General features: G+C 66.2%; 17 protein-coding genes. 14 read left to right on the top strand and 3 right to left on the bottom strand.

Features of this window, described 5'->3' with window-relative positions; all coding sequences use genetic code 11:
* Nucleotides 1-14 precede the first annotated feature (14 nt).
* The 3 genes from ACZK13_RS16935 to ACZK13_RS16925 all read left to right on the top strand — a co-directional run bounded on the left by ACZK13_RS16935 (nt 15) and on the right by ACZK13_RS16925 (nt 6,429).
* On the top strand, nt 15-722 hold the full coding sequence (locus ACZK13_RS16935; RefSeq protein ID WP_253145422.1) for a pilus assembly protein: 708 nt from the start codon (nt 15-17) through the stop codon (nt 720-722).
* 61 nt (nt 723-783) lie between these two features.
* Nucleotides 784-5,616: an ESPR-type extended signal peptide-containing protein gene (locus ACZK13_RS16930; RefSeq protein ID WP_253145413.1), complete on the top strand. Its 4,833-nt coding sequence runs from the start codon at nt 784-786 to the stop codon at nt 5,614-5,616.
* Between the two features lie 69 nt (nt 5,617-5,685).
* The gene (locus ACZK13_RS16925) at nt 5,686-6,429 is read left to right on the top strand and encodes a hypothetical protein (RefSeq protein ID WP_107432127.1); all 744 of its coding nucleotides are present in this window, start codon (nt 5,686-5,688) and stop codon (nt 6,427-6,429) included.
* Nucleotides 6,430-6,502: 73 nt separating this feature from the next.
* On the opposite strand, the gene ACZK13_RS16920 is transcribed toward ACZK13_RS16925, so the two are convergent.
* The 3 genes from ACZK13_RS16920 to ACZK13_RS16910 form a co-directional block, all read right to left on the bottom strand.
* The gene (locus ACZK13_RS16920; RefSeq protein WP_478477332.1) at nt 6,503-7,408 is read right to left on the bottom strand and encodes an IS110 family transposase; all 906 of its coding nucleotides are present in this window, start codon (nt 7,406-7,408) and stop codon (nt 6,503-6,505) included.
* 506 nt (nt 7,409-7,914) lie between these two features.
* A complete protein-coding gene (locus ACZK13_RS16915) occupies nt 7,915-8,559 on the bottom strand; it encodes a hypothetical protein (protein ID WP_010484059.1) in 645 nt (214 codons plus the stop codon).
* 295 nt (nt 8,560-8,854) lie between these two features.
* Nucleotides 8,855-11,278, bottom strand: a complete 2,424-nt coding sequence (locus ACZK13_RS16910; protein ID WP_197616961.1) for a penicillin-binding protein 1A — start codon at nt 11,276-11,278, stop codon at nt 8,855-8,857.
* Between the two features lie 219 nt (nt 11,279-11,497).
* Here ACZK13_RS16910 and ACZK13_RS16905 point away from each other — a divergent pair, with 219 nt between their 5' ends.
* The 11 genes from ACZK13_RS16905 to ACZK13_RS16855 all read left to right on the top strand — a co-directional run bounded on the left by ACZK13_RS16905 (nt 11,498) and on the right by ACZK13_RS16855 (nt 23,775).
* Nucleotides 11,498-12,556 (top strand): pilus assembly protein PilM, encoded by a 1,059-nt coding sequence (locus ACZK13_RS16905; RefSeq protein WP_010484061.1) that lies wholly within the window; start codon nt 11,498-11,500, stop codon nt 12,554-12,556.
* Complete coding sequence (locus ACZK13_RS16900; RefSeq protein ID WP_180838614.1) at nt 12,556-13,452, top strand: PilN domain-containing protein; 897 nt, start codon at nt 12,556-12,558, stop codon at nt 13,450-13,452. Before ACZK13_RS16905 ends, ACZK13_RS16900 begins: the two co-directional genes overlap by 1 nt.
* The gene (locus tag ACZK13_RS16895; RefSeq protein ID WP_049400744.1) at nt 13,449-14,105 is read left to right on the top strand and encodes a type IV pilus inner membrane component PilO; all 657 of its coding nucleotides are present in this window, start codon (nt 13,449-13,451) and stop codon (nt 14,103-14,105) included. Before ACZK13_RS16900 ends, ACZK13_RS16895 begins: the two co-directional genes overlap by 4 nt.
* Before the next feature lie 26 nt (nt 14,106-14,131).
* Complete coding sequence (locus tag ACZK13_RS16890) at nt 14,132-14,638, top strand: pilus assembly protein PilP (RefSeq protein WP_010484064.1); 507 nt, start codon at nt 14,132-14,134, stop codon at nt 14,636-14,638.
* 21 nt (nt 14,639-14,659) lie between these two features.
* Nucleotides 14,660-16,633, top strand: a complete 1,974-nt coding sequence (locus tag ACZK13_RS16885; RefSeq protein ID WP_049422631.1) for a type IV pilus secretin PilQ — start codon at nt 14,660-14,662, stop codon at nt 16,631-16,633.
* 196 nt (nt 16,634-16,829) lie between these two features.
* A complete protein-coding gene (locus tag ACZK13_RS16880; protein WP_032127852.1) occupies nt 16,830-17,855 on the top strand; it encodes an AAA family ATPase in 1,026 nt (341 codons plus the stop codon).
* Between the two features lie 8 nt (nt 17,856-17,863).
* The gene (locus tag ACZK13_RS16875) at nt 17,864-18,793 is read left to right on the top strand and encodes a DUF58 domain-containing protein (protein ID WP_049422629.1); all 930 of its coding nucleotides are present in this window, start codon (nt 17,864-17,866) and stop codon (nt 18,791-18,793) included.
* Nucleotides 18,790-19,239 carry a DUF4381 family protein gene (locus ACZK13_RS16870; RefSeq protein ID WP_197616968.1) on the top strand — a complete coding sequence of 150 codons (450 nt, stop codon included), beginning with the start codon at nt 18,790-18,792 and terminating at the stop codon, nt 19,237-19,239. Before ACZK13_RS16875 ends, ACZK13_RS16870 begins: the two co-directional genes overlap by 4 nt.
* Nucleotides 19,236-20,240: a vWA domain-containing protein gene (locus tag ACZK13_RS16865; protein ID WP_197616969.1), complete on the top strand. Its 1,005-nt coding sequence runs from the start codon at nt 19,236-19,238 to the stop codon at nt 20,238-20,240. Before ACZK13_RS16870 ends, ACZK13_RS16865 begins: the two co-directional genes overlap by 4 nt.
* A complete protein-coding gene (locus tag ACZK13_RS16860; RefSeq protein ID WP_197616971.1) occupies nt 20,237-22,075 on the top strand; it encodes a tetratricopeptide repeat protein in 1,839 nt (612 codons plus the stop codon). The genes ACZK13_RS16865 and ACZK13_RS16860 overlap by 4 nt, the downstream gene beginning before the upstream one ends.
* Complete coding sequence (locus tag ACZK13_RS16855; protein WP_197616973.1) at nt 22,072-23,775, top strand: BatD family protein; 1,704 nt, start codon at nt 22,072-22,074, stop codon at nt 23,773-23,775. The genes ACZK13_RS16860 and ACZK13_RS16855 overlap by 4 nt, the downstream gene beginning before the upstream one ends.
* Nucleotides 23,776-23,830: the final 55 nt, after the last annotated feature.

The raw sequence follows: 23,830 nt of genomic DNA, 5'->3' as shown, positions 1-23,830 counted from the left end.
CCCGGAGGCTCATCATGAAGAAGCTGCTGTTCTGCCTGTTGCCGCTGAGTGCACTGCTGGCCCCGCCGGCACAGGCCAATCTTTCCATTCATCCGATGCGTGCCGCGGTGGATGCCAAGCACGGCACGAAGATCCGCGTGTACTCGCAGTCCACCCAGCCGCAGTACGTGCAGGCGCGCCTGCTGCGCATCAACAACCCGGCGCAGGTGGGTGAGGAAGAGATCGAAGTAGAAGCCGCCGATGCGGCGATTGCCATCACGCCTGGCAAGTTCGCACTCAGCGGTGGTGGCAATCGCCTGATCCGGGTGATCCCGCTGCGGACCGTCGAGAAGGAGGCGGCCTACCGCATCTACTTCGAGGGGGTGAAAGGTCCCGACGGCACGATCCTGGAAGGCGATGAACAAGCGGCGCAGGCCAACGTCGGCGTCAGTCTGGTCTGGGGCGCGCTGGTGAACGTGGTGCCCGCCAAGGGCAGCGTGGACCTGCAACTGCAGGGCAACACCCTGCGCAACACCGGCACGCTGCGTGTGGGCATCACCGGTGCTGCCGAGTGCAGCGCCGGTGGCGTGTGCACGCCGCTTGAGCTGTCAAGAAGCCTCTACCCCGACGCTGCGCTGACCTTGCCGTTCCAGCTCCAGCCGGGCAACACCCTGCAGTTGCAGTACCGCCTGTCGAACGACGGCTATCGCGATCACGTAACGACCTTGGCGCCGAGCGCCTGACCCTTTATCGCCCCGCGCAAGCGCGGGGCTTCATTTCCCTTTGTTGTTAAGGAGAACAAGCATGAATCGAATCTATCGACGTATCTGGAGTGTGGCCAAGCAGTGCTGGGTGGTGGGCAGTGAATTCGCCAAGACGGTGTGCGGAGCATCGTCGCAGCATCGCAAGGGCGCACAGCGCGTGGCTTTGCTTGTAGCCTTCCAGTCGCTCACGGTGGCCGCTCACGCCGCTGCAGTAGCGAGCCCTGACTGCGGAGCGGAAGAGGCGTGGCGTGAGGGGTGCCTCTACAAGGCGGCGACGGCTCCGGGCGTCCGCGCATTTTCGCTGCTGAGTTCGACGGCACCCTTGCTTACAGGTGGTGGCGCTATAGCGATAGGGCAGAATACAACCGGGTTCGGGCACGGAATTCGCATCAACGGCAACAACAGTTCCGCCTTTGGCAACTCGGTGGAGACCTATGGCGTCGACAACGTTGCCATAGGCTATCAATCGAAGGCTGTGGGTGGACACAGTGTGGGTCTGGGAGCGAAATCCAGAGCATCAGGATTCGGGTCAACGTCGCTGGGCAATGATTCCGGCGCAACCCGCACGAATGCGGTGGCACTGGGGAGCGGCGCGCTCGCGCAGAACCAGAACTCGGTGGCGCTGGGAGCCAACGCAATCACCAACGAAGACAATGTCGTCTCTGTGGGCAGCTCCAGCGAGAAGCGCCGCATCGTCAATGTTCAGGATGCGCGTTTGAATTCGGGTAGCACAGACGCAGTCACGGGCAAGCAGTTGTATGAAGAGCGCCAGAAGACCGAATCCATGATCTATCAGACGTCCGCGGCCGGAAACATCAGGCTGGGCTCTGGTAATACTGGAACCGTGCTTGATGTACGCAATGGCACGGGAGCCAATCGCAAAGTTACCGGCGTAGCGGATGGCACCCTGGGCACAAACAGTACCGACGCGGTTTCCGGCAAGCAGCTTCATGCCACCAACACCAAGTTGGGGACTGTTGAGAAGACCGCAGATGCTGCGAAAGTAGACGTGGCAGCGGTACGGGCCATCGCGCAGGCGGCCGCGAATCGGATCGACGCCGCGACTCTGGCCTTGGGCAAGGGAGCTACCGCAGAGAATGGCAGCTTCGGCATCAGCACCGCACTCGGCAACAACGCAAAAGCGTACAACGGCCGCAGCGTGGCACTGGGCGACGACGCGCGCGCTGGTGTGGATGCGGACGGCAACAAGGTGGCCAACCAGAACGCAGGCGTCTCGGTCGGCGCCGGAACCCGTAGCGCCAACGGCGCGGTTGCAACCGGCTTCCGTGCAAACGCAAGCGGCAACTTCTCCATTGCCGTAGGCGGTGACGCCAAGGCCGAGGCAGAGCACGCTACGGCGATTGGTTATCTGAGCAAGGCCAGTGCCAGCCAGGCCACCGCACTGGGGCGTGGCAGTGAGGCGACGGCGCAGTTTGCCAGCGCGCTGGGCAATCTGGCCAAGGCTACCAACACCAGCTCCGTGGCGCTGGGTGACCGCGCTCAGGCCACGCATGAGAATGCCGTTGCCTTGGGTGCAGGTGCAGTGACCGCCTCGGCCAATTCGGTGTCGGTTGGCAGCGCCAGCAGGAAGCGGAAGATCCAGTACATCGCCGATGGTGTGGTGGGCGCCGGCAGCACCGATGCCATCACCGGCAACCAGCTTCATGCCACCAACCAGGCCGTGACCAAGGCCCAGACAGCAGCTGACGGAGCGACGGCCACCGCCAATGCCGCAAAGGTGGAATCGGGAAAGGCACTGGCCGAAACGGCGGTGCTGGGTGGCCTGGTCAACCAGACCGCTGCCAATGGCAGTGTTCGTCTGGGTCAGAAGAACAGTGGCACGCAGCTGGATGTGCGCAACAGCGCCAATGCGAACCGCAGGATTCTGGGCGTCGCCGATGGGGCCATCAGCGCGACCAGCAACGAGGCCGTGACCGGCAAGCAGCTCCATGAAACCAACGCGAACGTGACTACGGCACAGGCGGCAGCCAGCGCAGCGAAGGACAGCGCGGACACGGCACTGGCTGACACCGGAGTGCTGAAGGGTCTTGTCGGTCAAGTCGCTGTCAACGGCAACCTTCGTGTTGGCGAGAAGAACAGCGGCACCGTGCTCGATGTACGCAACAGCGCGAATGCGAATCGGAAGCTGACTGGTGTGGCTGATGGCGTGGTCAACGCCAGCAGCTATGAGGCCGTCAACGGCAGGCAGCTCAACGCGATCAATGACAAGGTGGCGACGGTGGAGGGCATTGCCAAGTCTGCGGGCACGGAAGCTGCCGCGGCAAAGGGGGATGCGGCCAAGGCGTTGGTCGAGACTGCGGCGCTGGGTGGACTGGTGGCACAGGTGTCTGCGTCTGGCAATGTGCGCTTGGGTGAGAAGAACAGCGGTACGACGTTGGATGTGCGTAACAGTACCAATGCCAATCGGAGAATCAGTGGTGTAGCGGATGGCTTGATGGACGGCGGTAGCACCGATGCAGTCAATGGTGGGCAGCTGCATGCCGTTGAGCAGTCTGCGCAGGGGGCGAGGAGCATTGCAGATGAAGCTGTGAGAAGAATTGAGGGGCTTGCCGAGAGTTCTCGCTATTTTTCGAGCGGGAAGGGAGGGCCTCAAGGTGCGGCGCGAGCAGGCTTGATCGGCGTCGCTATTGGTGATTCCGCCGAGGCATCAGTTTCAAGTGAGGGGGCAGTCGCCGTAGGTAGTTTCTCTGCTGCTCGCGGGAAGAATTCTGTTGCTTTGGGGAGGGCTGCCCGCGTGGATGAGCTTGCTGACAATGGGTTTGCTCTTGGCGTTCTCGCTTCAGTGCAGGAATCTGGCGGTGTCTCGATCGGGGCGAATAGCATTGTTCAGAAGGGTGCCACTAGTGCATTGGCTCTGGGGGCTTCCTCTGTAGCCGATGAGGCTCATACCGCGTCATTTGGTAGTGACGAGGTTAAGCGTCGGCTCACCAACGTTGCCCGCGGAACCGCCGACCACAACGCCACCACCGTCGCCCAGCTCAAGGACTCCCTCGCACCCCTCGGCGGCGGCGCAGGCGTGGACGGCAACGGCAACATCATTGCCCCGACCTACGCGGTGCAGGGCGGAACGCAGAACACCGTCGAGGATGCACTGATGGCACTCGATGGCGCCGTCATCACTACCGGCCGTCGCGCGGACAAGCTGGAAGGTCAGCTCAGCTCGATCTTTCAGGATTCACCTTCGGCCCGTGCCGACGGCATGAGCCAGATCGCGCTGAATGGCGTGAATGGCATGGTGCTGACCAATCTTGCCGACGGCCGGGTGGCCCCAGGAAGCCGTGATGCTGTAACCGGCAACCAGCTGTACGCCGCAGAGCAGAAGATCTCGCAGAATCGGAATGATCTGGAGGCGATGCGCAAGGAGCGGGAGATGGGCGAGCGGGCGATGCGTGGATTGGATGCGAGCGTCATCGACTACGGTGGTGCGCGTTTGACTGGCGTGGCCGAGGCAGGGCTGTCGGCTGATAGCTCGGACGTTGTGCGCGGAAGTCAGCTATATGAAACCAACAGCCGAGTCTCGGAGCTTGAGGACGTCGCACGGTTTGTGAGTATCGGCTCAGCCCCCTTCAGTGAGCGCGCAGCAGCTGGTGTGGCAGGCGTTGCGGTCGGAAATTCAGCAAAGACTGGACTAGAAGGAGGAACCGCGGTGGGTACGTTTGCGGAGGCGATGGGAAAGAACTCCACCGCAATCGGTAGAGCGGCGAGTGTCTCTGTGGATTCCGAGAATGGATTCGCAATGGGAGTCGGTGCACAGGTCGGTGGAGGCTCGGGCGGCGCGAATGAAGGTATCGCGATTGGAGCTGGCGCAAGAGTTGGAGACGGGGCCCACGGCTCGCTGGCACTTGGAAATAGCTCTCTAGCAGACGAAGAAGGAGTTGTGTCATTTGGGGGTGTCGGTATGAAGCGCCGTCTCGTAAACATCGCCAACGGCACCGCCAACCACAACGCCGCCACCGTCGGCCAGCTGCGCGGTGCACTTTCCACCCTCGGCGGCGAGGTGGATGCCAACGGCAACATCGTCGGCCCGAGCTTCAACATCCAGGGCCAGGCGCAGTCCACGTTGAACGGTGCACTGGAGGCGCTGGATGGTGCGGTCGTCACCAACACCTCGCGCGTGGACAAGGTCGAAACCCAGCTCCGCTCCGTGTTCCAGGACACTCCCTCGGTCCGCGCCGACGGTGTCAGCCAGCTCACCCTCGCCGGCGCCAACGGCATGGTCATTTCCAACGTGGCCAACGGCCTGATCGCGGCCGGCAGCCGCGACGCGGTCAACGGCGGCCAGCTGCATTCGATGCAGCAGCAGCTCAACGGCCGCATGGATGGGCTGGAGCAGCGCATCGACGATGCCCCGGCACCGCGTGCGCTGGCGTCGTCCTCGGTGCCGAAGCCGCAGGCCGAGGACACTCCTGTGGTGCCGGAAGGCAAGGATTCCCAGCAGGTCGCTTCGGTGGGCGAGGGCGACAAGCCCGCACCACAGCCGAAGGCCAAGCAGGACGACTCGCCGAAGCCGCAGGTCGACACCGCTGAGCTGGAGAAGATGCTGGCCCGCGCCAACGAGTACACCGATGGCGCGATCAGCAACGTCGAGCGCCGCCTGGACAAGATGGACAAGCGTTTCAACCGCATGGCCGCGATGAGCAGCGCGCAGACGGCGATGGCGATGAACACCGCCGGCCTGGCCACCTACAACCGCCTCGGTGCTGGCGTGGGTTACAGCGAGGGTGAGTCGGCGATGGCGGTGGGCTACCAGCGCGTGCTCAACGAGAAGGGCTCGGCCACCTTCAGCCTCAATGGTGCGTTCACCAACAGCGGTGAGCGCACCATGGGCGTCGGTGTGGGCATCGGCTGGTAAGCCATGGAGCCCCGGCGTGACGCGCGTAATCCACCCCGCCGCGCCGGGGTCCTCGCTCAGGAGATGGCGATGTACAGATGGGTAAAGGGAATCATCAGCTATCGCACGTTCTACATCTGGCGGGCGCGCTATCGCTACTACACACGGAACCTGGATCTGTGGACGCTGATGAGCGGGCTTTGCATCGCCGGTCTGTTGCTGGTGCTGTGGTACATGTGGCGGATGCTGAGCGTGCCGACGCCGCGCGTGCACCCGGAGACAGCGGCGCTGCGCATCGAAGGTGTCACCAGGGAGGCGATCCATCGCATCGTGCTGGTGCGCCACGCGGGCAGCACGCCGGGTGCTCCGTTCACTACGCCGGAGGAGGTGCGGGCAAGCACGCTGCGCACGATGCGGGTACGGCAGGTGATGGACAGCGAAGTGGTGTGGCGGCTGAAAGCCGACATGCTGGCGGACATCGCTGACTACATCACGGCCACAGGCGGGTGCTTCCCCTACGATTGCCGGCGGGTGCTGGATCGGCTGGACTACGTGCGCCAGGCCGGTGTGGAGAATGCGCAGATCAACGCGGCGCTGGCGACGATCCTGGAGGTGTCGTTGGACCAGATGCCGTCGTTGGAGGCAGACGAGCATGAGCGGGTGAAGAGTGGTTGGTCGGATGGGTTCAACGACATCTACTACCAGTCCTGGGTGTTGCGGGACCTGCAGGCCATGCACGCACAGATGATGCGGGAGTATCCGCAGCGTGCCCCCGCACCGTGGTTGCCGCGGCTGCTCAGCGACCCGCTGCGCGATACCCGTTTTGTCTGGTAGCGGGAGCAAGATGGGCATCATCTGCCAGAGCAGGTAACACCGCTTTTGTAGAGTCGAGATCCTATGTTCGTGGTCAAGCCTGCTGGAAGCAGGCTTGACCCACCTTCAGCATGGCCGGATCGAAGTCCCGGCCGCTTTTGAAGACACCCCAGGCGATCCTGGCCAGTTTTCTGGCCAGGATGTTGAAGACGGCGGTGCTGGGGTGACCGCGTTTTGACAGCTCGTCGTAGAGCGGTTGCCCCCGACGACACCGCTTGAGCCCCATGGCGGCCATGTAGAGCATCTGGCGCAGCACTGGCGCGCCCTGTTTGGACAGCCGACGCCGTCCCGTTCTGCCGCCAGACTCGTTGGGCCGGGGATCCAGGCCCGTGCAGGCGATCCACGCGTTGGCGTTGGCCAACGGCCAGCGCGTCATGTAGTAAATCAGGTGAGCGGCGACGGCAGGGCCGATACCAGGGATGGTCAACAGGCGCTTGTAGAGCGCGCCATGCTCTCCATCGCGACCCAAGCGCTGCAGTTCGCTTTCCAGCTCGGACAGCGTCCCAGCCAGAGCGCAGAACAGATCTGACAGCTCCCCGGGGGCACTTTTGCTTACCCCGAAGGATTGCTCCAGGCGCGCGCGTGTCTTTACCAGCGTCTGCCGCTTGCGCAGCAAATCGTGCATCTGCTGCTGCTCGTCGGTACGCGGTACGTATTCACGCAGGCGATCGTTCTCCTTCTTCACGTACCGGGCGATCGCTTCGGCGTCCATGGCGTCCGTCTTGCCACGCGAGCCCGTCGCCCGGCCGTAGTGCTTGATCAGACGTGGATTGATCACATAGACAACGTGGCCTGCTTGGCCAGCCATCCGAGCCAACAACTCGTAGTACCGCCCCGTCGCCTCCATGCCAATCCGGCATCGCTGGGGCAAGGTGTTGAGCCACTGGGCTATGCCGGCCCGGGTGTTGGCGATCCTGTCGCCGGCCTTGCGGTCGGCCACTGCCGGTACGAACTCCTTGGAGTCCACGTCCACGCCAATATCGAGAGAATCAGACATTTGTACGGCTCCCAGCTATCTTTAAGGGGCTGGGGTGGTACCGCACCGACGTTAGCTTGCCTACATCGACGATCCCCTTTGGGGGCCGTACGATCCTTTATCGACGTTCGTGTGCGGGATGGGGATCGCTCGACTCGTCTGTCGGCTAGTATCCGCAGATGCATGCTTGACGGTCCCTCCACCCTGGCTCCTACATACCTCGTAGGAGCCGGGAGGAACATACAAGCTTGCTCGACTGCTCTCCGCTCAGTCATCGAAATGCCCGAAGCACAGTGCGGACCAACGGTCCGCACCTACCAAACACGGGTGCAGCGCCCCTGTAGAGTCGAGCCATGCTCGACTGCTCTCCGGTCAGCCATCGAAATGCCCGAAGCACAGTGCGGACCAACGGTCCGCACCCACCCAAGGCAGGCACCGCTGCGCTCGCCGGCCATGGACCGGCGCTACCGTCACCCGCCGATATACGCGGTGATCTCCGCCTCGGCCAGCACCTGCCGTAACTGCGCCACCGACGCGCGTCGCATCGGCTTCTCATCCACCGGTGACAGCGGTGCCTGGCGCAGGGCGTCGTAGGGCAGCACGGCCAGGTCGAAAGTCAGCTCTTCGGCACTGAACACCCACACCGGCACGTCCAGGCAGCGTTCGCGGTCCATGCGCAGGCGGCGTGTTCGCGATTCGGCGGGGATGCCGTGTTCGTCCAGGAAGCGGTGCACGGCTTCCGGGTCGTCACTGTGCAGGTGCAGCTGCACGGGGCTGTTGGCGTCGGCGGTGCCGTCCAGCACGGGACCGGCCAGGCGCGGGGAGAAGCCGTGCAGGAACTCCAGCGCGCGCATCGCGGCTTCACGGCGGCGCTGCAGTTCGTTGCCGTGCTGGGGCCCGGAGAACAGCCGCTGGTACTCGCGCAGGGCGTCTTCGATCTCGGTATTGCGGGGCAGGGAGGCATCGTCGTGGATGCCGAGCCGGCTGGCGGCCTTCAACTTGGCCTGGTGGTAGTCGCGGATGCCGCCTTCGGCCATCAGGCGGGCGGCTTCGTGGGCGAGGCGGTGGCGCCGCTCGCGGGTCTGGCTGGCAGCATGCTGACGGGCGCGATGCATGCGATGACTCCCTGTTGCGACCTGGCTACAGACTAGCGCACGGATGTGACATCTGCGTGGGTATGGCGGATGCAACTGCTTTGGTGGGTGCCGACCTTGGTCGGCACGGGGCGCCAACCGAGGTTGGCATCTACCAGGGCGGCATCGGTGCCAACCGAGGTTGGCACCCACCAAGGCTTTGGTAGGTGCCGACCTTGGTCGGCACAGGGCGCCAACCAAGGTTGGCAACTACCGGGGCGGCATCGGTGCCAACCAAGGTTGGCATCTACCAGAGCGGCACCCACCGTACCCTTCCTCAGAAGATATCGAACGCGGCGGCGTCGGCCTGCGGGGTATTGAGGTTCAGGTCGTAGTCGGTCAGGCGGTCCATGTCTTCCACTTTCACCCACTCGGTGGCGCCGTTGAGGGTGGCCTGGACCATGCCGCTGGGCGGTTCGTTCTGTGCGATCGGGGTGTCCTTCAGCGCGGTGCGCATGTAGTCGATCCAGATCGGCAGGGCGGCCTTGCCACCGTATTCGCGGTAACCCAGCGAGCGGAAGTCGTCGCGGCCCACCCACACGGTGGTCACGTACGGGCCGCCGAAGCCGGAGAACCAAGCGTCGCGGTGGTCGTTGGTGGAGCCGGTCTTGCCACCCACGTCCTCGCGGCCGAGCACCTTGGCCTGGGCACCGGTACCGCGCTGGACCACGTCGCGCATCATCGACACCAGCTGGTAGGCAGTGCGGGCGTCGATCGCGCGCGGGGCGGTGCGGGCATCGGGGTTGACCGGCGCCGCCGGGGTTTCGGTCTTGGCTTCGGCCTTGGCGGCAGCGGCCGGGTCCACCTTCGGGGCCGGCGCACCGAAGTTGAAGCCATCCACCACCTGGTTGACCGGCTGGTCGCTGCTGCCGGCGCAGTCGCGGCAGGCCAGTGCCGGGTTTTCCTTGAACACCAGGTTGCCGTCGCGGTCATTGACCTGGTCGATCAGCCAGGTGTCCACGCGCGAGCCGCCGTTGGCGAACACGGCGTAGCCGCGGGCCACCGACAACGGGGTCAGCGAGGCGGTACCCAGCGACATCGACAGGTTCGGCGGCAGTTCCGATTCGGCGAAACCAAACTCGCTGATGTACTTGCGCGCATAGTCCACGCCCATGCCATCAAGCAGGCGCACCGAAACCAGGTTGCGCGACTGCACCAGCGCCTCACGCAGGCGCATCGGGCCGCGGAAGCCGCCGCCGTCGTTCTGCGGGGCCCAGGTCTTGCCGCGGCGGTCGCGGAACACGACGGGCGCGTCGAGCACGATCGAGGCCGGGTTGTAGCCCTTGTCGAAGGCCGCGGCGTAGATGAAGGGCTTGAAGCTCGAACCCGGCTGGCGACGGGCCTGGGTGGCGCGGTTGAACTTGTTGCCGGAGAAGCTGAAGCCACCGACCAGCGCCTTCAGGGCGCCGTTGTGGGCATCCAGCGAGACCAGCGCGGACTGGCCGCGCGGGATCTGGTCCAGCAGCCACTCGCCTTCCTTGGCGCCGGCGCGCACGCGCACGATGTCGCCGCGCTGCACCAGCTTGCCCGGGGTCTTGTTGGTCCACTTGGCGGCACCGGCCGGCAGCACGATCTCGCTGCGGTTGGCCAGCACCACGGTGGCGCTGCCATCGGCGCCGGTGCTGGCGACGATCGCCGGCAGCAGGCCGGCCTGGCCGTACATGCCGCGCAGGTGCTCGGCCAGGGCGGCGGCGTCTTCGCCGGCACCCACCTGCACCTGCTTCTCCACGCCGTGCCAGCCGTGGCGGTGGTCGTACAGCAGCAGGCCGTCGCGCACCGACTGGTTGGCGGCGGTCTGCAGGGTGGAGTCGATGGTGGTGGTGACGTGGTAACCCTTGTTGACCACATCCCCGCCGAAGCGGGCGATCATTTCCTGGCGCACCAGCTCGGCCACGTACGGCGCGTCGACCTGCACCGGCGGCTCGTGGGCGGTGGCGTGCATGGGCACGGCCTTGGCCGCATCGGCCTCGGCCTGGCTGACGAACTTCAGGTCGGCCATGCGCTGCAGCACGTAGTTGTCGCGGCGCTGGCGGGCACGTTCCGGGTTGGAGATCGGGTTGCCCGAAGACGGGAACTTGGGGATGCCGGCCAGCGAGGCCATTTCATCCAGGTCCAGCTCGTTCAGCTTCTTGCCGTAGTAGAACTCGGCGGCGGCGGCCACGCCGTAGGCGCGGTTGCCGAAGAAACTCTTGTTCAGGTACAGCTCGAAGATCTCGTCCTTGCTCAGCTCGGACTCGATCTTCCGCGCCAGCAGGATCTCGGCCAGCTTGCGGGTGTAGCTGTACTCGGAGCTGAGGAAGAACTGGCGGGCCACCTGCTGGGTGATGGTGGAGCCACCCGGCACGCGCTTGTCGTTGGTGGTGGCCAGCAGCCACACCGCTCGGCCGATGCCCATGTAGTCCACACCGCCATGCTCGTAGAAGCGGGCATCCTCGGTGGCCAGGAACGCCTGCTTCAGGCGCTCGGGCACGTCCTTCATGGTGATGGGGGTACGGCGGGTCTCGCCGAACACCGCCATCAACTTGCCGTCGGCGGCATAGACGTACATGGGCTCCTGCATTTCCACGTCGCGCAGGGTCTGCACGTCGGGAAGCTTGGAGGACACGGCGTAGTACAGACCGCCCACGGCGGCCGCGCCGATCAGCGCCAGGACCAGGACAATCAGGAAGATCCAGCGCAGCCAGCGGCGGAGTCGAGTCATCGGGTTCAGATTCCGATTGCGAATTTCGTGGTCGCAGAGTATAGATTACGCAAGGTGGCGGCTGGGGTCGGCACCGGGGAGCGCAAGGGGAACAGTCAGGGGCTGCATGGTGAATCCGTGAGGGACTTCACAGCAGGGCCGTTGCCATTTGCTAAGAATACGTTATTAATGCTCGGGCGCAGGTCTTGCGTCCAAGTGCCCGTCGGCAGGGGAGAAACCGTGGGGCTCATCCCAAAAAGTCAGTCGCCGCTTGTAGGCGTCGACATCAGTTCGACTGCGGTAAAGCTTTTGCAGCTGTCCCGCAGTGGCAATCGTTTTCGTGTGGAACATTACGCTGTGGAACCTCTTCCGCCGAATGCGGTGGTGGAGAAGAACATCGTGGAAGTGGAGGCCGTGGGTGAGGCCATCCGCCGCGCGATGAACCGCTCGGGGAGCAAGGCCAAGCTGGCCGCTGCCGCCGTCGCTGGGTCGGCGGTGATCACCAAGGTGATCCCGATGCCGGCCGAGCTCGACGAGAACGACATGGAAGCCCAGATCGAGCTGGAAGCGGTCAACTACATTCCGTACCCGATCGAGGAAGTGAACCTGGACTTCGAGGTGATCGGGGCGATCCCGAACAACCCGGAGATGGTCCAGGTGCTGCTGGCCGCGTCGCGTTCGGAGAACGTGGAACTGCGCCAGTCGGCGCTGGAGCTGGGTGGCCTGCAGGCCAAGGTGATGGACGTGGAGGCCTTCGCGGTCGAGAACGCCTATGCCCTGGTCGCCAGCGAGCTGCCGGTATCCATCGAGGGTGTGGTCGCGCTGGTCGACATCGGTGCCACCATGACCACCCTCAATGTCCTGCGCGGCGGCCGCAGCCTGTACAGCCGCGAACAGGTGTTCGGTGGCAAGCAGCTGACCGACGAGATCATGCGCCGCTACGGCCTGAGCTACGAGGAAGCCGGACTGGCCAAGCGCCAGGGCGGGCTGCCGGAAAGCTACGAGATGGAAGTGCTGGAGCCGTTCAAGGAAGCCACGGTCCAGCAGATCAGCCGCCTGCTGCAGTTCTTCTACGCAGGCAGCGAGTTCAACCGCGTTGATCACATCGTGCTGGCCGGCGGCTGCGCCGTGCTGGGCGGTCTGCCGGAAATGGTCGAGGAACAGCTGGGCGTGCCGACCGTGGTCGCCAACCCGCTGGCACAGATGACCCTGGGGCCGAAGGTGAACGCGCATGCGCTCGCCCAGGATGCCCCCGCGCTGATGATCGCCACCGGTCTGGCGCTGAGGAGCTTCGACTGATGGCACGCATCAATCTATTGCCCTGGCGCGCCGAACGGCGCAAGCAACGCCAGCGCGAGTTCTACGCAATGCTGGGCATGGCCGCGATCGGTGGCCTGCTGCTGTCGCTGGTGATCTGGTTCTACTACGACCGCCAGGTGAGCGGCCAGATGGACCGTAACGCCTATCTGGAAGCCGAGATCGAGAAGGTCAAGGAACAGAACAAGGAGATCGACCGCCTCGACGCGCAGAAGGAACGCCTGCTGGCCCGCAAGAAGGTGATCGAGGAACTGCAGGCCAAGCGCTCGCAGATGGTGCACCTGTTCGATGCGCTGGTGCGCACGATTCCCGATGGCCTGGTGCTGACCGCGCTGAAGCAGGAAGGCGACGTGCTGACCCTGGAAGGCCGTACCCAGTCCAATGCCCGTGTTTCGGCGTACATGCGCAACCTGGAGACCTCCGGTTGGATGACCAACCCGGAACTGTCGATCATCGAAGCGCGTGATCCCGAGAAGGACAAGGACGGCAAGGTGGGCCCGCTGGCCGACATCAAGGCGCTGCCCTATGTGTTCGTGGTCAAGGTGAAGCTGCCGGCACAGAGTGAGGAAGTGGCTGGTACGCCAGGCCTCAACGCCGATGGTTCGGTGGCAACGCCGGCTCCGCCCGCAGTGGCACCGCTTGCAGCCGGCCCGGATGCAGCGGCACCTGCTGCACCGGCCGCCGGCCAGCCCGCTGCTGCACCGGCTGCACCCGCACCCGCCGCCGCGCCGGTCAACACACCTGCTGCCACCCCGGCCCCGGCCACGCCGAACCAACCGGCAGCCCCGGCTGCAAAGCCTGCGCCGAAGCCCGAGGGCAGCCGCCTGGCGCAGCCGCCGCAGGCCTTCAACGCCCCGCTGCAGGGGGATCGCGCATGAGCCAGAAAATCGATCTGAAGAACCTGGATTTCAACGACATCGGCAACTGGCCGCAGAAGGCCAAGATCGTCTTCTGTTCGCTGTTGGCGCTGGTGATCATGTTCGTGGCGTGGATGCTGCTGATCAGTGGCAAGCGCGAGGAACTGGCCGGCCTGGAATCGAAGGAAGTCGAGCTGCGTTCGGAGTTCACCAAGCAGCAGGAGCGTGCGGTGAACCTGGCGCCGCTGAAGCAGCAGCTGGCACAGATGGAACAGGTGCTGCAGCAGATGCTGCGGCAGCTGCCCAGCAAGACCGAAATGCCGGACCTGATCATCGACATCTCGCAGACTGCGCTGTCCAGCGGCCTGACCAACGAGCTGTTCGAGCCGGAGCAGGAGCAGGTCAAGGAGTTCTACGCCGAGAAGCCGATCAAGCTGCGCATGGTGGGCAGTTACCACCAGTTCGGTGCCTTCGTCAGTGGCGTGGCGTCGCTGCCGCGCGTGGTCATCCTGACCATGCACGACATCAACCTCAAGCCCAAGGACAAGACCAGCGGCAACGCCCGCAGTGGTGCGCTGGAGCTGTCCGGCACGGTCAAGACCTACCGCTATCTGGATGAGACCGAGGTGCAGGCACAGCAGGCGGCTGACGCCGGCAAGGAGGAGAAGAAGTGATCCGTTCCCTCTTTGCGCGTTGTGGGATGGCTGCCGTCGTGCTGATGCTGGCCGCTTGCGGCCGCGATGTGACCAGCACGCCGGGTGATGCACCGAATCTTGAAAAGTGGGTGGAAGGCGAGCGTGCGCGACCGGCGCAGCCGCTGGAGCCGCTGCCGGTGATGCAGCAGTTCGAAACCTTCGAATACTCCGCACAGGGTCTGCGCGATCCGTTCACCGATGCCTGGACCAATCCGCAGCAGGGGAATGGCGGATTGCGTCCGGATCCGAACCGGCGCAAGGAGCCGCTGGAAGGCTTCCCGCTGGACGCACTGGACATGGTCGGCACCATCGGCACCGGAGCCGCCACCGTGGCGCTGGTGATGGGGCCGGACAAGGTGACCTACCGGGTACGCCCGGGCGGCTACCTGGGGCAGAGCGACGGGCGGGTCACGGCGGTCTTCGAAGACCACGTGGAGCTGATCGAACTGGTGCCGGATGGCGCGGGTGGCTGGCTGGAACGGCCGGCAACGCTCTCGCTTGAAGATCAATGATCGTTTACTGGGGATAGCACGATGACCTTTCACCAAGCCAAGGGGCTGCGTCCCATCCGGCGCTTTACCTTGAACCGTGTCAGCGCGTTGGGAGTCGCGCTGATGCTGGCCTGCGCTCCGGCGCTGGCCGCCGCACCGGCGGAAAAGCCGGTGGGCGCCACCGTGGCACCGGCGGCAGCGCCGGCCGGCCTGTCGGTGGCCAAGATCGATTTCAAGCGCGGCGATGATGGCGCCGGGCGCCTGATCGTCCAGTTCGACGGCCAGGGCGCGGTTCCGGACCTCCGTACGCAGGGCAACAGCGTGGTGGTCGATGTCGGTAACGCCCGACTGCCGGCCAACCTGCAGAAGCCGATGAACGTCATCGACTTCGCCACGCCGGTGCAGCGCATCGACGCCAAGCCGTCCGGTGCCGGTACCCAGCTGGTGCTGAGCACCGGTGGCGCGGTGGAGTCGCTGGCCTACCAGAGTGGCAACGAGTACGTGGTGGAGATCAGCCCGCGGCAGGCGCCGGCCGCCGTCGGTGCCGTCACCGCCGGCAGCGTCACCCAGGCTGCCAAGGCCGTCGGCCAGCGCGGTTTCACCGGCAAGCCGGTGACCTTCAACTTCCAGGACGTGCCGGTGCGCACCGTGCTGCAGCTGATCGCCGAGGAATCCAATCTCAACGTGGTGGCCTCCGATTCGGTACAGGGCAATGTGACCCTGCGCCTGGTCAACGTGCCGTGGGACCAGGCACTGGACATCGTGCTGCGTGCCAAGGGCCTGGACAAGCGTCGCGATGGCAGCGTGATCTGGGTCGCTCCGCAGGCTGAGCTGGCCAAGTTCGAGCAGGAGAAGGAAGACGCGCGCATCGCCATCGAGAACCGCGAAGACCTGGTCACCGATTACGTCCAGATCAACTACCACAGCGCCACGCAGATCTTCAAAGCGCTGACCGAGGCCAAGGGCATCGGTGGTGGCAGTGGTGGCGGCAATGGCGGTGGTGGCGGCTCGTCGCAGGAGGAGAGTGGCTTCCTGTCCGGGCGGGGCCGCATCGTCGCCGACGAGCGCACCAACACGCTGATGATCAGCGACATTCCGAAGAAGATCGCGCGCATGCGCGAGCTGATCAGTGTGATCGACCGCCCGGTCGACCAGGTGCTGATCGAAAGCCGCATCGTCATCGCGACCGACACCTTCGCCCGCGAGCTGGGTGCGAAGTTCGGCATCAGCGGCAGCCGCGACAACGTGTACTTCAGCGGCAGCCTCGCTGCCAACGAGGAAACCCGCAAGTCGCAGGTCGATACCGCACTGGCCAACGCCAAGGCGGTCCGTGAGTGGCAGGCCGGTGGCAGCGTCGGCCCGGCGCCGATTCCCAGCGGCCCGACCATCAAGCGTGGCCTGAACTGGAACCTGCCGGTGGCTACGGCCAGCAATCCGGGTTCGCTGGCGCTGTCGATCCTCAACGCAGGCTACCTGCTGGACGTGGAGCTGTCGGCCATGCAGGAAGAGTCGCGGGGTGAGGTGATCTCCAACCCGCGCGTGGTCACCACCAACCAGCGCGAGGCGATGATCAAGCAGGGCAAGGAAATCGGCTACGTCACCATCAGTGGCACCGGTGCTGCCGGTGGCGCCGGTTCCACCCCGAACGTGCAGTTCAAGGAAGTGGTGCTGGAACTGCGGGTGACCCCGACCATCACCAACGACAACCGCGTGTTCCTCAACATGCAGGTGAAGAAGGACGAAGTTGACCGCCTGATCGAACTGCAGGGCTACGGCACGGTACCGTCGATCAACCGCCGTGAGGTCAACACCGCGGTGCTGGTCGAGGATGGGCAGACCGTGGTCATCGGTGGTGTGTACGAGTTCACCGACCGCAGCAGCATCAGCAAGGTGCCGTTCCTGGGCGACGTGCCGTTCCTGGGCAACCTGTTCAAGAAGCGCGGCCGCAACAAGGACAAGGCCGAGCTGCTGGTGTTCGTGACCCCGAAGGTGCTGCGCGTGGCCAAGCAGAACTGAGCCCGCGCCTCCGCGAAACGCAGAAGGGCCGCCCTGCGCGGCCCTTCTGCGTTTCCGCCCGTAGATCCACGCCGCCCATGTCCAGTAGATCCACGCCATGCGTGGATGGGTCGTTCAGCCGTTCTTGATGCCATTCGCAGGGCACCCTGCGATGATGTCGGGAACCCGTGCCGTCCCGCGCCGGTCAAAGGCCCCCATGAACCTGCCACCGCCGATGCCCGAAACCGTCTCGCCGCCGTCCGCGCCGGCCACCTCCCGCCTGCATGCCGCTTTCAGCCAGCTGCGCGACGCATTGTCGGCCGAGATCGTCGGCCAGGCCGCGCTGGTCGAACGCCTGCTGATCGCGCTGCTGGCCGATGGCCACCTGCTGGTGGAAGGCGCTCCGGGCCTGGCCAAGACCACGGCGATCCGCGCGCTGGCCTCGCGCCTGGAGGCCGACTTCGCCCGCGTGCAGTTCACCCCGGACCTGCTGCCGGCCGACCTGACCGGCACCGAGATCTGGCGCCCGCAGGAAGGCCGCTTCGAATTCGTACCCGGCCCGATCTTCCATCCGATCCTGCTGGCCGATGAAATCAACCGCGCGCCAGCCAAGGTGCAGTCGGCACTGCTGGAAGCGATGGGCGAGCGCCAGGTCACCGTGGGCCGCCACACCTACGCGCTGCCGCCGCTGTTCCTGGTGATGGCCACGCAGAACCCGATCGAGCAGGAAGGCACCTTCCCGCTGCCGGAAGCGCAGTTGGACCGTTTCCTGATGCATGTGCGCATCGGCTACCCGGACCAGGCCGCCGAATCGGAGATCCTGCGCCTGGCTCGCGAGCGCGCCCGTGGTGCGTTGGGCGAAGCCGCACAAGCGCCGGAAAAGCTGCCGATGCAGGATGTGTTCGATGCCCGCCGCGAAGTGCTGGACCTGCACATGGCGCCGGCGCTGGAACGCTACCTGATCGAGCTGGTGCTGGCCTCGCGTGATCCGTCGCGCTATGACGCTGGCCTTGGCCGCCGCATTGCATGGGGCGCCAGCCCGCGCGGTTCCATCGCGCTGGAACGCTGTGCGCGCGCGCGCGCCTGGCTGGCCGGCCGCGATTTCGTCACCCCCGATGACGTGCGTGCGGTTGCTGCCGACGTGCTGCGCCATCGCGTGCTGCCCAGCTACGAAGCCACCGCTGAAGGCTGGGATGGTGAGCGCCTGGTGCAGGAGCTGCTGGCCCGGGTGCCGGCACCCTGAGCCTGCGCATGACCGATCCATCCCTGCACCACGCCTCCTCCGTCAGTGACGGTGACGGGCTGCGCCCGCAACTGTCCGAACTGGTGGCGCTGCGCCGCCTTGCACAGCGACCGCCGCCGCCACGCCGTGGCCGCGCCGGCAACGCCGGGCAGGCGCCGTCGCCGCTGCGCGGGCGTGGCATGGAATATGCCGAGTCACGCGAGTACGTGGCCGGTGATGATGCACGGCATATCGACTGGCGGGTGACCGCGCGTACCGGACGTGCCCATACCAAGCTGTTCCAGGCCGAACGCGAGCGGGTCAGCCTGATCGTGGCCGATACCTCGCCGGCCCTGTACTTCGGCACCCGCGTGCGTTTCAAATCGGTGCAGGCTGCACGCGCGGGTGCCGTCGCCGCGTGGTCGGCGCAGCGTCGTGGCGATCGCATCGGCGCCCTGCGTGGCAGCGACCGTGAACCACCGATTGCACCGGCAGGCGGCCCGCGCGGCGTATTGCGCGTGCTGGACGCGCTCACCCGCTGGTATGCGCAGCCCCCGGCCGATGACCTTGGCCTGGAACGTGCGCTGGACCATGCCGGTCGCGTCCTGCGCCCGGGTGCACGTGTGCTGGTGCTGGCCGATCCGCAGCAGGCCATCCGTATTCCGCCGGCGCGCTGGAGTGCGCTGGCCCAGCACCACGACCTCAGTCTGGTGCTGCTGGTGGATCCATTGGAACTGCAGCCTCCGTCAGCCGCGCTGCAGTTCCAGACCCTGCAGCAGCGCATCGGCCTCGACCTGCGACGCAGCGAGGTCCAGGCTCATTGGCAGGCCCACTTCGTCGAACCGCTGCAGGACCTGCGGCGCCAGCTGGGAGCGCGCCGCGTCGATGTGCAGGTGCTGTCCACCGACGCGCCCAGCGATGCCTGGCTGGCGCCATCACCGACCGAGGTGCCGGCATGAGCGCGAACCTGCCGCTGCGCGATGTGCAGGTGCCACCCGCCCCATCATGGTGGCCGCCGGCACCGGGCTATCTGATGATCGGCGGCGTGGTGCTGCTGTTGCTGGTGGTGGCGGCCTTCTTCTGGTGGCAGCGTCGCCGTCGCCGCCAACGCTGGTTGCAGCTGTTCGATCAGGAGCTGGCATCTACCGCCGATGCTGCTGCGGAACTGGCAGCCATCGCCGGACTGCTGCGTCGCGCCGCACGCCAGGCGCAGCCCGGCAGTGAATCCCTGCGCGATGATGCCTGGTGGCAGCGCGTGGATCCGAAAGGCACGCTCCCCGCGGCACGACGCAGTCTGCTGGCGGAAGGCGCCTATCGCCCACGGGTGGACGCCAACGATGTGGCGGCGCTGCGCAGCTGGGCGCGCGAGCGCTATCTGGCCATGCTGCTGGAGCGGCGCCGATGAATCTGCTGGCAAGTTACTGGCCATGGCCGGACCTGCAGCTGGCGTGGCCGTTGGCCCTGCTGGCGCTGCCGTTGCCGTTGCTGATGCGCTGGTGGAAGCGTCGTGCCGATCCCGGTGCTGCGCTGCGGGTGCCCTATGCGGCGACGGAACTGGAAGCGCTGGCCGGTGGCGGCCGCGTTGATGTGTCGTGGCTGCGCACGCTGCTGTTGTGGCTGGGTTGGTGCGCGCTGTGCGTCGCACTGGCTCGCCCGCAACAGCTGGGTGAAGCGATCACGCCGCCGCAGGAGGGCCGGCAGATGATGCTGGCGATGGACGTGTCCGGCAGCATGGGCGAGGGCGACATGGTGCTGGGCGGGCAGGCGGTGGATCGCCTGACTGCCGCGAAGGCGGTGCTGGCCGATTTCCTTGATCGTCGTGCCGGTGATCGCATCGGCCTGCTGATCTTCGGCGACCGCGCCTACACGCTTACGCCGCTTACGGCCGATCTGGCCAGCGTGCGCGACCAGCTGCGCGACAGCGTGGTCGGCCTGGCCGGGCGCGAGACCGCCATCGGTGATGCCATCGGCCTGGCGGTGAAGCGCCTGCGCAGCCAGCCTGAAGGCCAGCGCGTGCTGATTCTGCTGACCGACGGCGTCAGCAATGCCGGCGTGCTGGAACCGCTGCGTGCCGCCGAAGTCGCGCGTGCCGAGGGTGTGCGTATCCACACCGTCGCCTTTGGCGGTGATGGCAGCATGCGCCTGTTCGGTATTCCCATTTCCGCCGACCAGGATCCGGTCGACGAGGCTACCTTGAAGAAGATTGCCAGCATGACGGGTGGCCAGTTCTTCCGCGCCCGCGACACTGCACAGCTGGCCGGCATCTACGCCGAGCTGGACCGGCTGGAGCCGATCGCTGCGAAGGGGCCGAGCCTGCGTCCGCGCGAAGAGCGTTATGCCTGGCCGTTGGGCCTGGCGTTGCTGCTGGGCGCATTGGCCTGGCTGTGGCCGGAGCGCCGTCGATGATCGCGTTGGCTTCGAATCTTCCTGACTGGAACGCGCTGCACTTCCTGCGCCCGGAATGGCTGTGGGCGTTGCTGGCGCTGCCGCTGATCATCGTGGTGGCGTTGTATCGGCAGCGGCGCAGCGATGTGTGGCGAACAGCGGTGGATGCCCACCTGTTGCCGCATCTGCTGGCTGCGGGCACGCGCCGCCGTGCACGCCTGCCCTGGGCCGTGCTGCTGGGCTGGACCCTGGCAGCGCTGGCCATGGCCGGGCCGAGTTGGCGGCAGCAGGCACAACCGATGTTCCAGGCCAGCGCACCGCTGCTGGTCGTGCTGGATCTGTCCAGCCGGATCAATGCCACCGATCTGCCGCCGTCGCGCCTGCTGCAGGCTCGGGCGAAAGTGGGCGAGCTGCTGCGTGCCCGCCAGGGTGGCCAGGTGGGCCTGGTGGTCTATGCCGAGGATGCCTACACCGTGGCACCGCTGACCGATGACGGCAGCAACGTCGCGCTGTATCTGGACGCGCTGTCGCCGGATGTGATGCCGCGCGACGGACAACGCGCCGACCGTGGCATCGACTGGGCGACGCGGTTGATGCGCCAGATCGGGGCATTGCGGGGGCAGATCCTGCTGGTCAGCGATCAGGCGGATGATGAAGCGGCACTGGCCGCAGCGCAGGCGCGCAGCCTCGGCATGCAGGTGTCGGTACTGGGGCTGGGCACATCTGCCGGTGCGGCGTACCGGGATGGCACTGGGCAGATCCGCCAGGCCGCGCTGGATGAAGGCAGCCTGCGTGCGGTGGCGACCGCAGGCGGAGGCCGCTATGCCCGCATCGCCACCGATGACAGTGACCTGCGTGCGCTGGGCGTACTTGATGCACGCGAAGGTACTGCAGCGCAGCGGCCCGGCGAGGGCAAGCAATGGCGTGATGAAGGGTTCTGGTTGCTGCCACCGGTGATGCTGCTGGCGCTGTTGGCCTTCCGACGCCGCGCGCTGCTGGCGGCGGTGCTGGCGGTGGGCCTGCTGCCATGGATGAGTGATGTGCAGGCGCAGGCGCCCGCGGTGCCTGCCGCACCGCCGGCGCCGGGCACGCTGTGGAAGCGCGCCGACCAGGTGCAGTACCAGCGCTTGGCCGAAGGTGCGCAGGCTTACCGCAACGGTGATTTCGCCAGTGCCCGCAAGCAGTTCGAGGGCATCGACAGCGATGCGGGCTGGTACAACCTGGCCAATACGCTGGCCCGCCAGGGCAACTACGACGAAGCCATTGCCGCCTACGACCGCGCGCTGGCACTGCATCCCGGCATGGCAGATGCGGTCGCCAACCGTGCCGTGGTCGATGCCGCGCGCAAGCGCAAGCAGTCGGGTGGCAAAGGCCAGGATCAGCAGAAGCCTCCGCAGAACGGGCAGCAAAAACAACCGCAGAATGGTCAGGGCCAGCAGAATCCGCAGGGCCAGCAGCCGCAGCAGGGCCAGCAGAATCCCGGTCAGGGACAGCCACAGTCGGGTCAGCAGGGCCAGCCCAATCCCGGTGACGACAAGAACCAGTCGAGCCCGCAGCCCGGCGAGCGAGGCCGCGATGGACAGCAGGCGCCACCACAGGTGGAGGATGCCAAAGCGCAGGCCCAGGCTGATGAGCAGCAGCGCCAGCGCATGCAGCAGGCCATTCAGCAGGCACGTGAGGGCAAAGGCGATCAGGATGGCAAGCCCGTGCCAGGCAGCGACGGCACCACCCCACGCCAACGCGAGGAGCAGCAGGCGGTGGAGGCGTGGATGCGACGCGTGCCGGATGATCCGGGCGCATTGCTGCGGGCCAAGTTCCAGCTGGAAAACGAACGCAGGAAGAGGGAAGGGCGATGACGCGGGCGATCAACATGCACGGGCACTGGCCCCGACAGGTACTGGCGGCACTGCTGCTGTGGCTGCCGCTGCTGGCCTGGGCGCAGCCGCGTGCGTGGCTGGACCGCGACCGCATCGCGATGGGCGACACGGTCACGCTCAATGTCGAGAGCGACCAGGGCGCCCCTGACTTCACACCGTTGCGCACCGACTTCGACCTCAGCGGGCAGACCAGCAGCCGCCAGGTAGCGTGGAGCAATGGCAGCATGCAGCAGCGCAATCTGTATGGCGTGGCACTCACGCCACGGCGTAGCGGTGCACTGGTGGTGCCGGGCCTGCAGGTGGGCAGCGTACGCACCGCACCGTTGACCCTGCAGGTGGATGCCGCTGCCGTGGCCGGTCCCGACAGCAATGCGGTGGCGTTCATCGAAACCGCTGTCGATGACGAGACACCGTATGTGCAGCAGAGCGTAGGCGTGGTGGTGCGGTTGTATTTCGCCTCGCAGCTGGCCTCCGGCGAACTGGTGCTGGATACACCGGCCGGCGCGTCGTTGCAGCGGGTGGGCGATGACCGCACCGATGTGCGACAGGTCAGCGGCCGCCGCTACAACGTGGTCGAGCGCCGCTTCCTGCTGATCCCCGAGCGCAGCGGTGCACTTCGGCTGGCCGGTGCGCGCTTCAGCGGGCGCAGTGCCGGTGGCTTCTTCGACGATTTCTTCGGCGGCGGCGACGGGCGCATGAATGCCACCGGCGCCGATCGCACGTTGCAGGTGCAGGCGCAACCGGCACAGGCGCCGCAGCCATGGCTGCCGCTGCAGGGCCTGCAGCTGCGCTACACCAGTGCACCGACCAGCGCCCGTACCGGCGAGGCGGCCAACGTGGTGGTGGAGGCGATTGCCGAAGGCGCTACCCGCGCGCAGTTCACCGATCTGCCGGTGCCCGACGTCGGCAACGCGGCGCAGGTGTTCGCAGAACCTGCGCAGTACGAAGAGACCTTCAATGGCAGTACGCCGCGGCTGAAGATCACCCGCCGCTATTCGATCGTGCCGCGCCAGCCGGGTTCGCTGGTGGTGCCGGGGCCGCGCCTGCCGTGGTGGGACGTGCGCAATGGCAAGGCACAGGAAGCGAAGCTGCCGGACCTGACGCTGGACGTGGTGGCCGGTAGCGGGGCTGGCAGTGCGCCACCTGCACCGCTGCCGCCGATCGACACCGATGCGGCGCTGCCGGATGGCGATGGCCAGGACAGCCGTATCGCGGCGACCGATCCGCGCGCCAGTGGTTTGTCCGAGCGGCCATGGCCGTGGATGGGCGCCGCCATCGGCCTGGCGTTGCTGTGGCTGTTGACGCTGTTGTGGGGCTGGCAGCGAGGCCGTCGCCCGCGCGTGGCGGCCAAGGGCGCTGTGCCGGCTGTGGCGACTGGACGTGCCGGCGTGGCCGAACTGCGCCGCGCGCTGGATGGTGAAGGGTTTGATCAGGTGGAAGCGCAGCTGTGTGCGATGGCCGGTGTCGAACGTATCGAGCAGGTCATCGACCGCCTGGCTGACCCCGGACAGCGACAGGTGCTGCAGGACCTGCAGCAGGCGCGCTGGGGTGGGCAGGGCGACCTGGCGTCGCTGCGTGCGCGCTTGCGCGAGGCCTTCCGTGACGGACCGCACTGGTCGGCGGCTGCCGGCACCGCTGACACTGGCCTGGCGCCGCTGTATCCGCCGCGGCGAACCTGAACCGGCGCCGCTTGCGCGCTTTGTTAGAGTGCATTCATTTTTCGAGGAAACCCGC

The organism is Stenotrophomonas sp. 99219_Sma (genome assembly GCF_056480785.1).
Note: the sequence above shows the minus strand (reverse complement) of the source record. Positions and strands in the feature narration are given on the sequence as shown.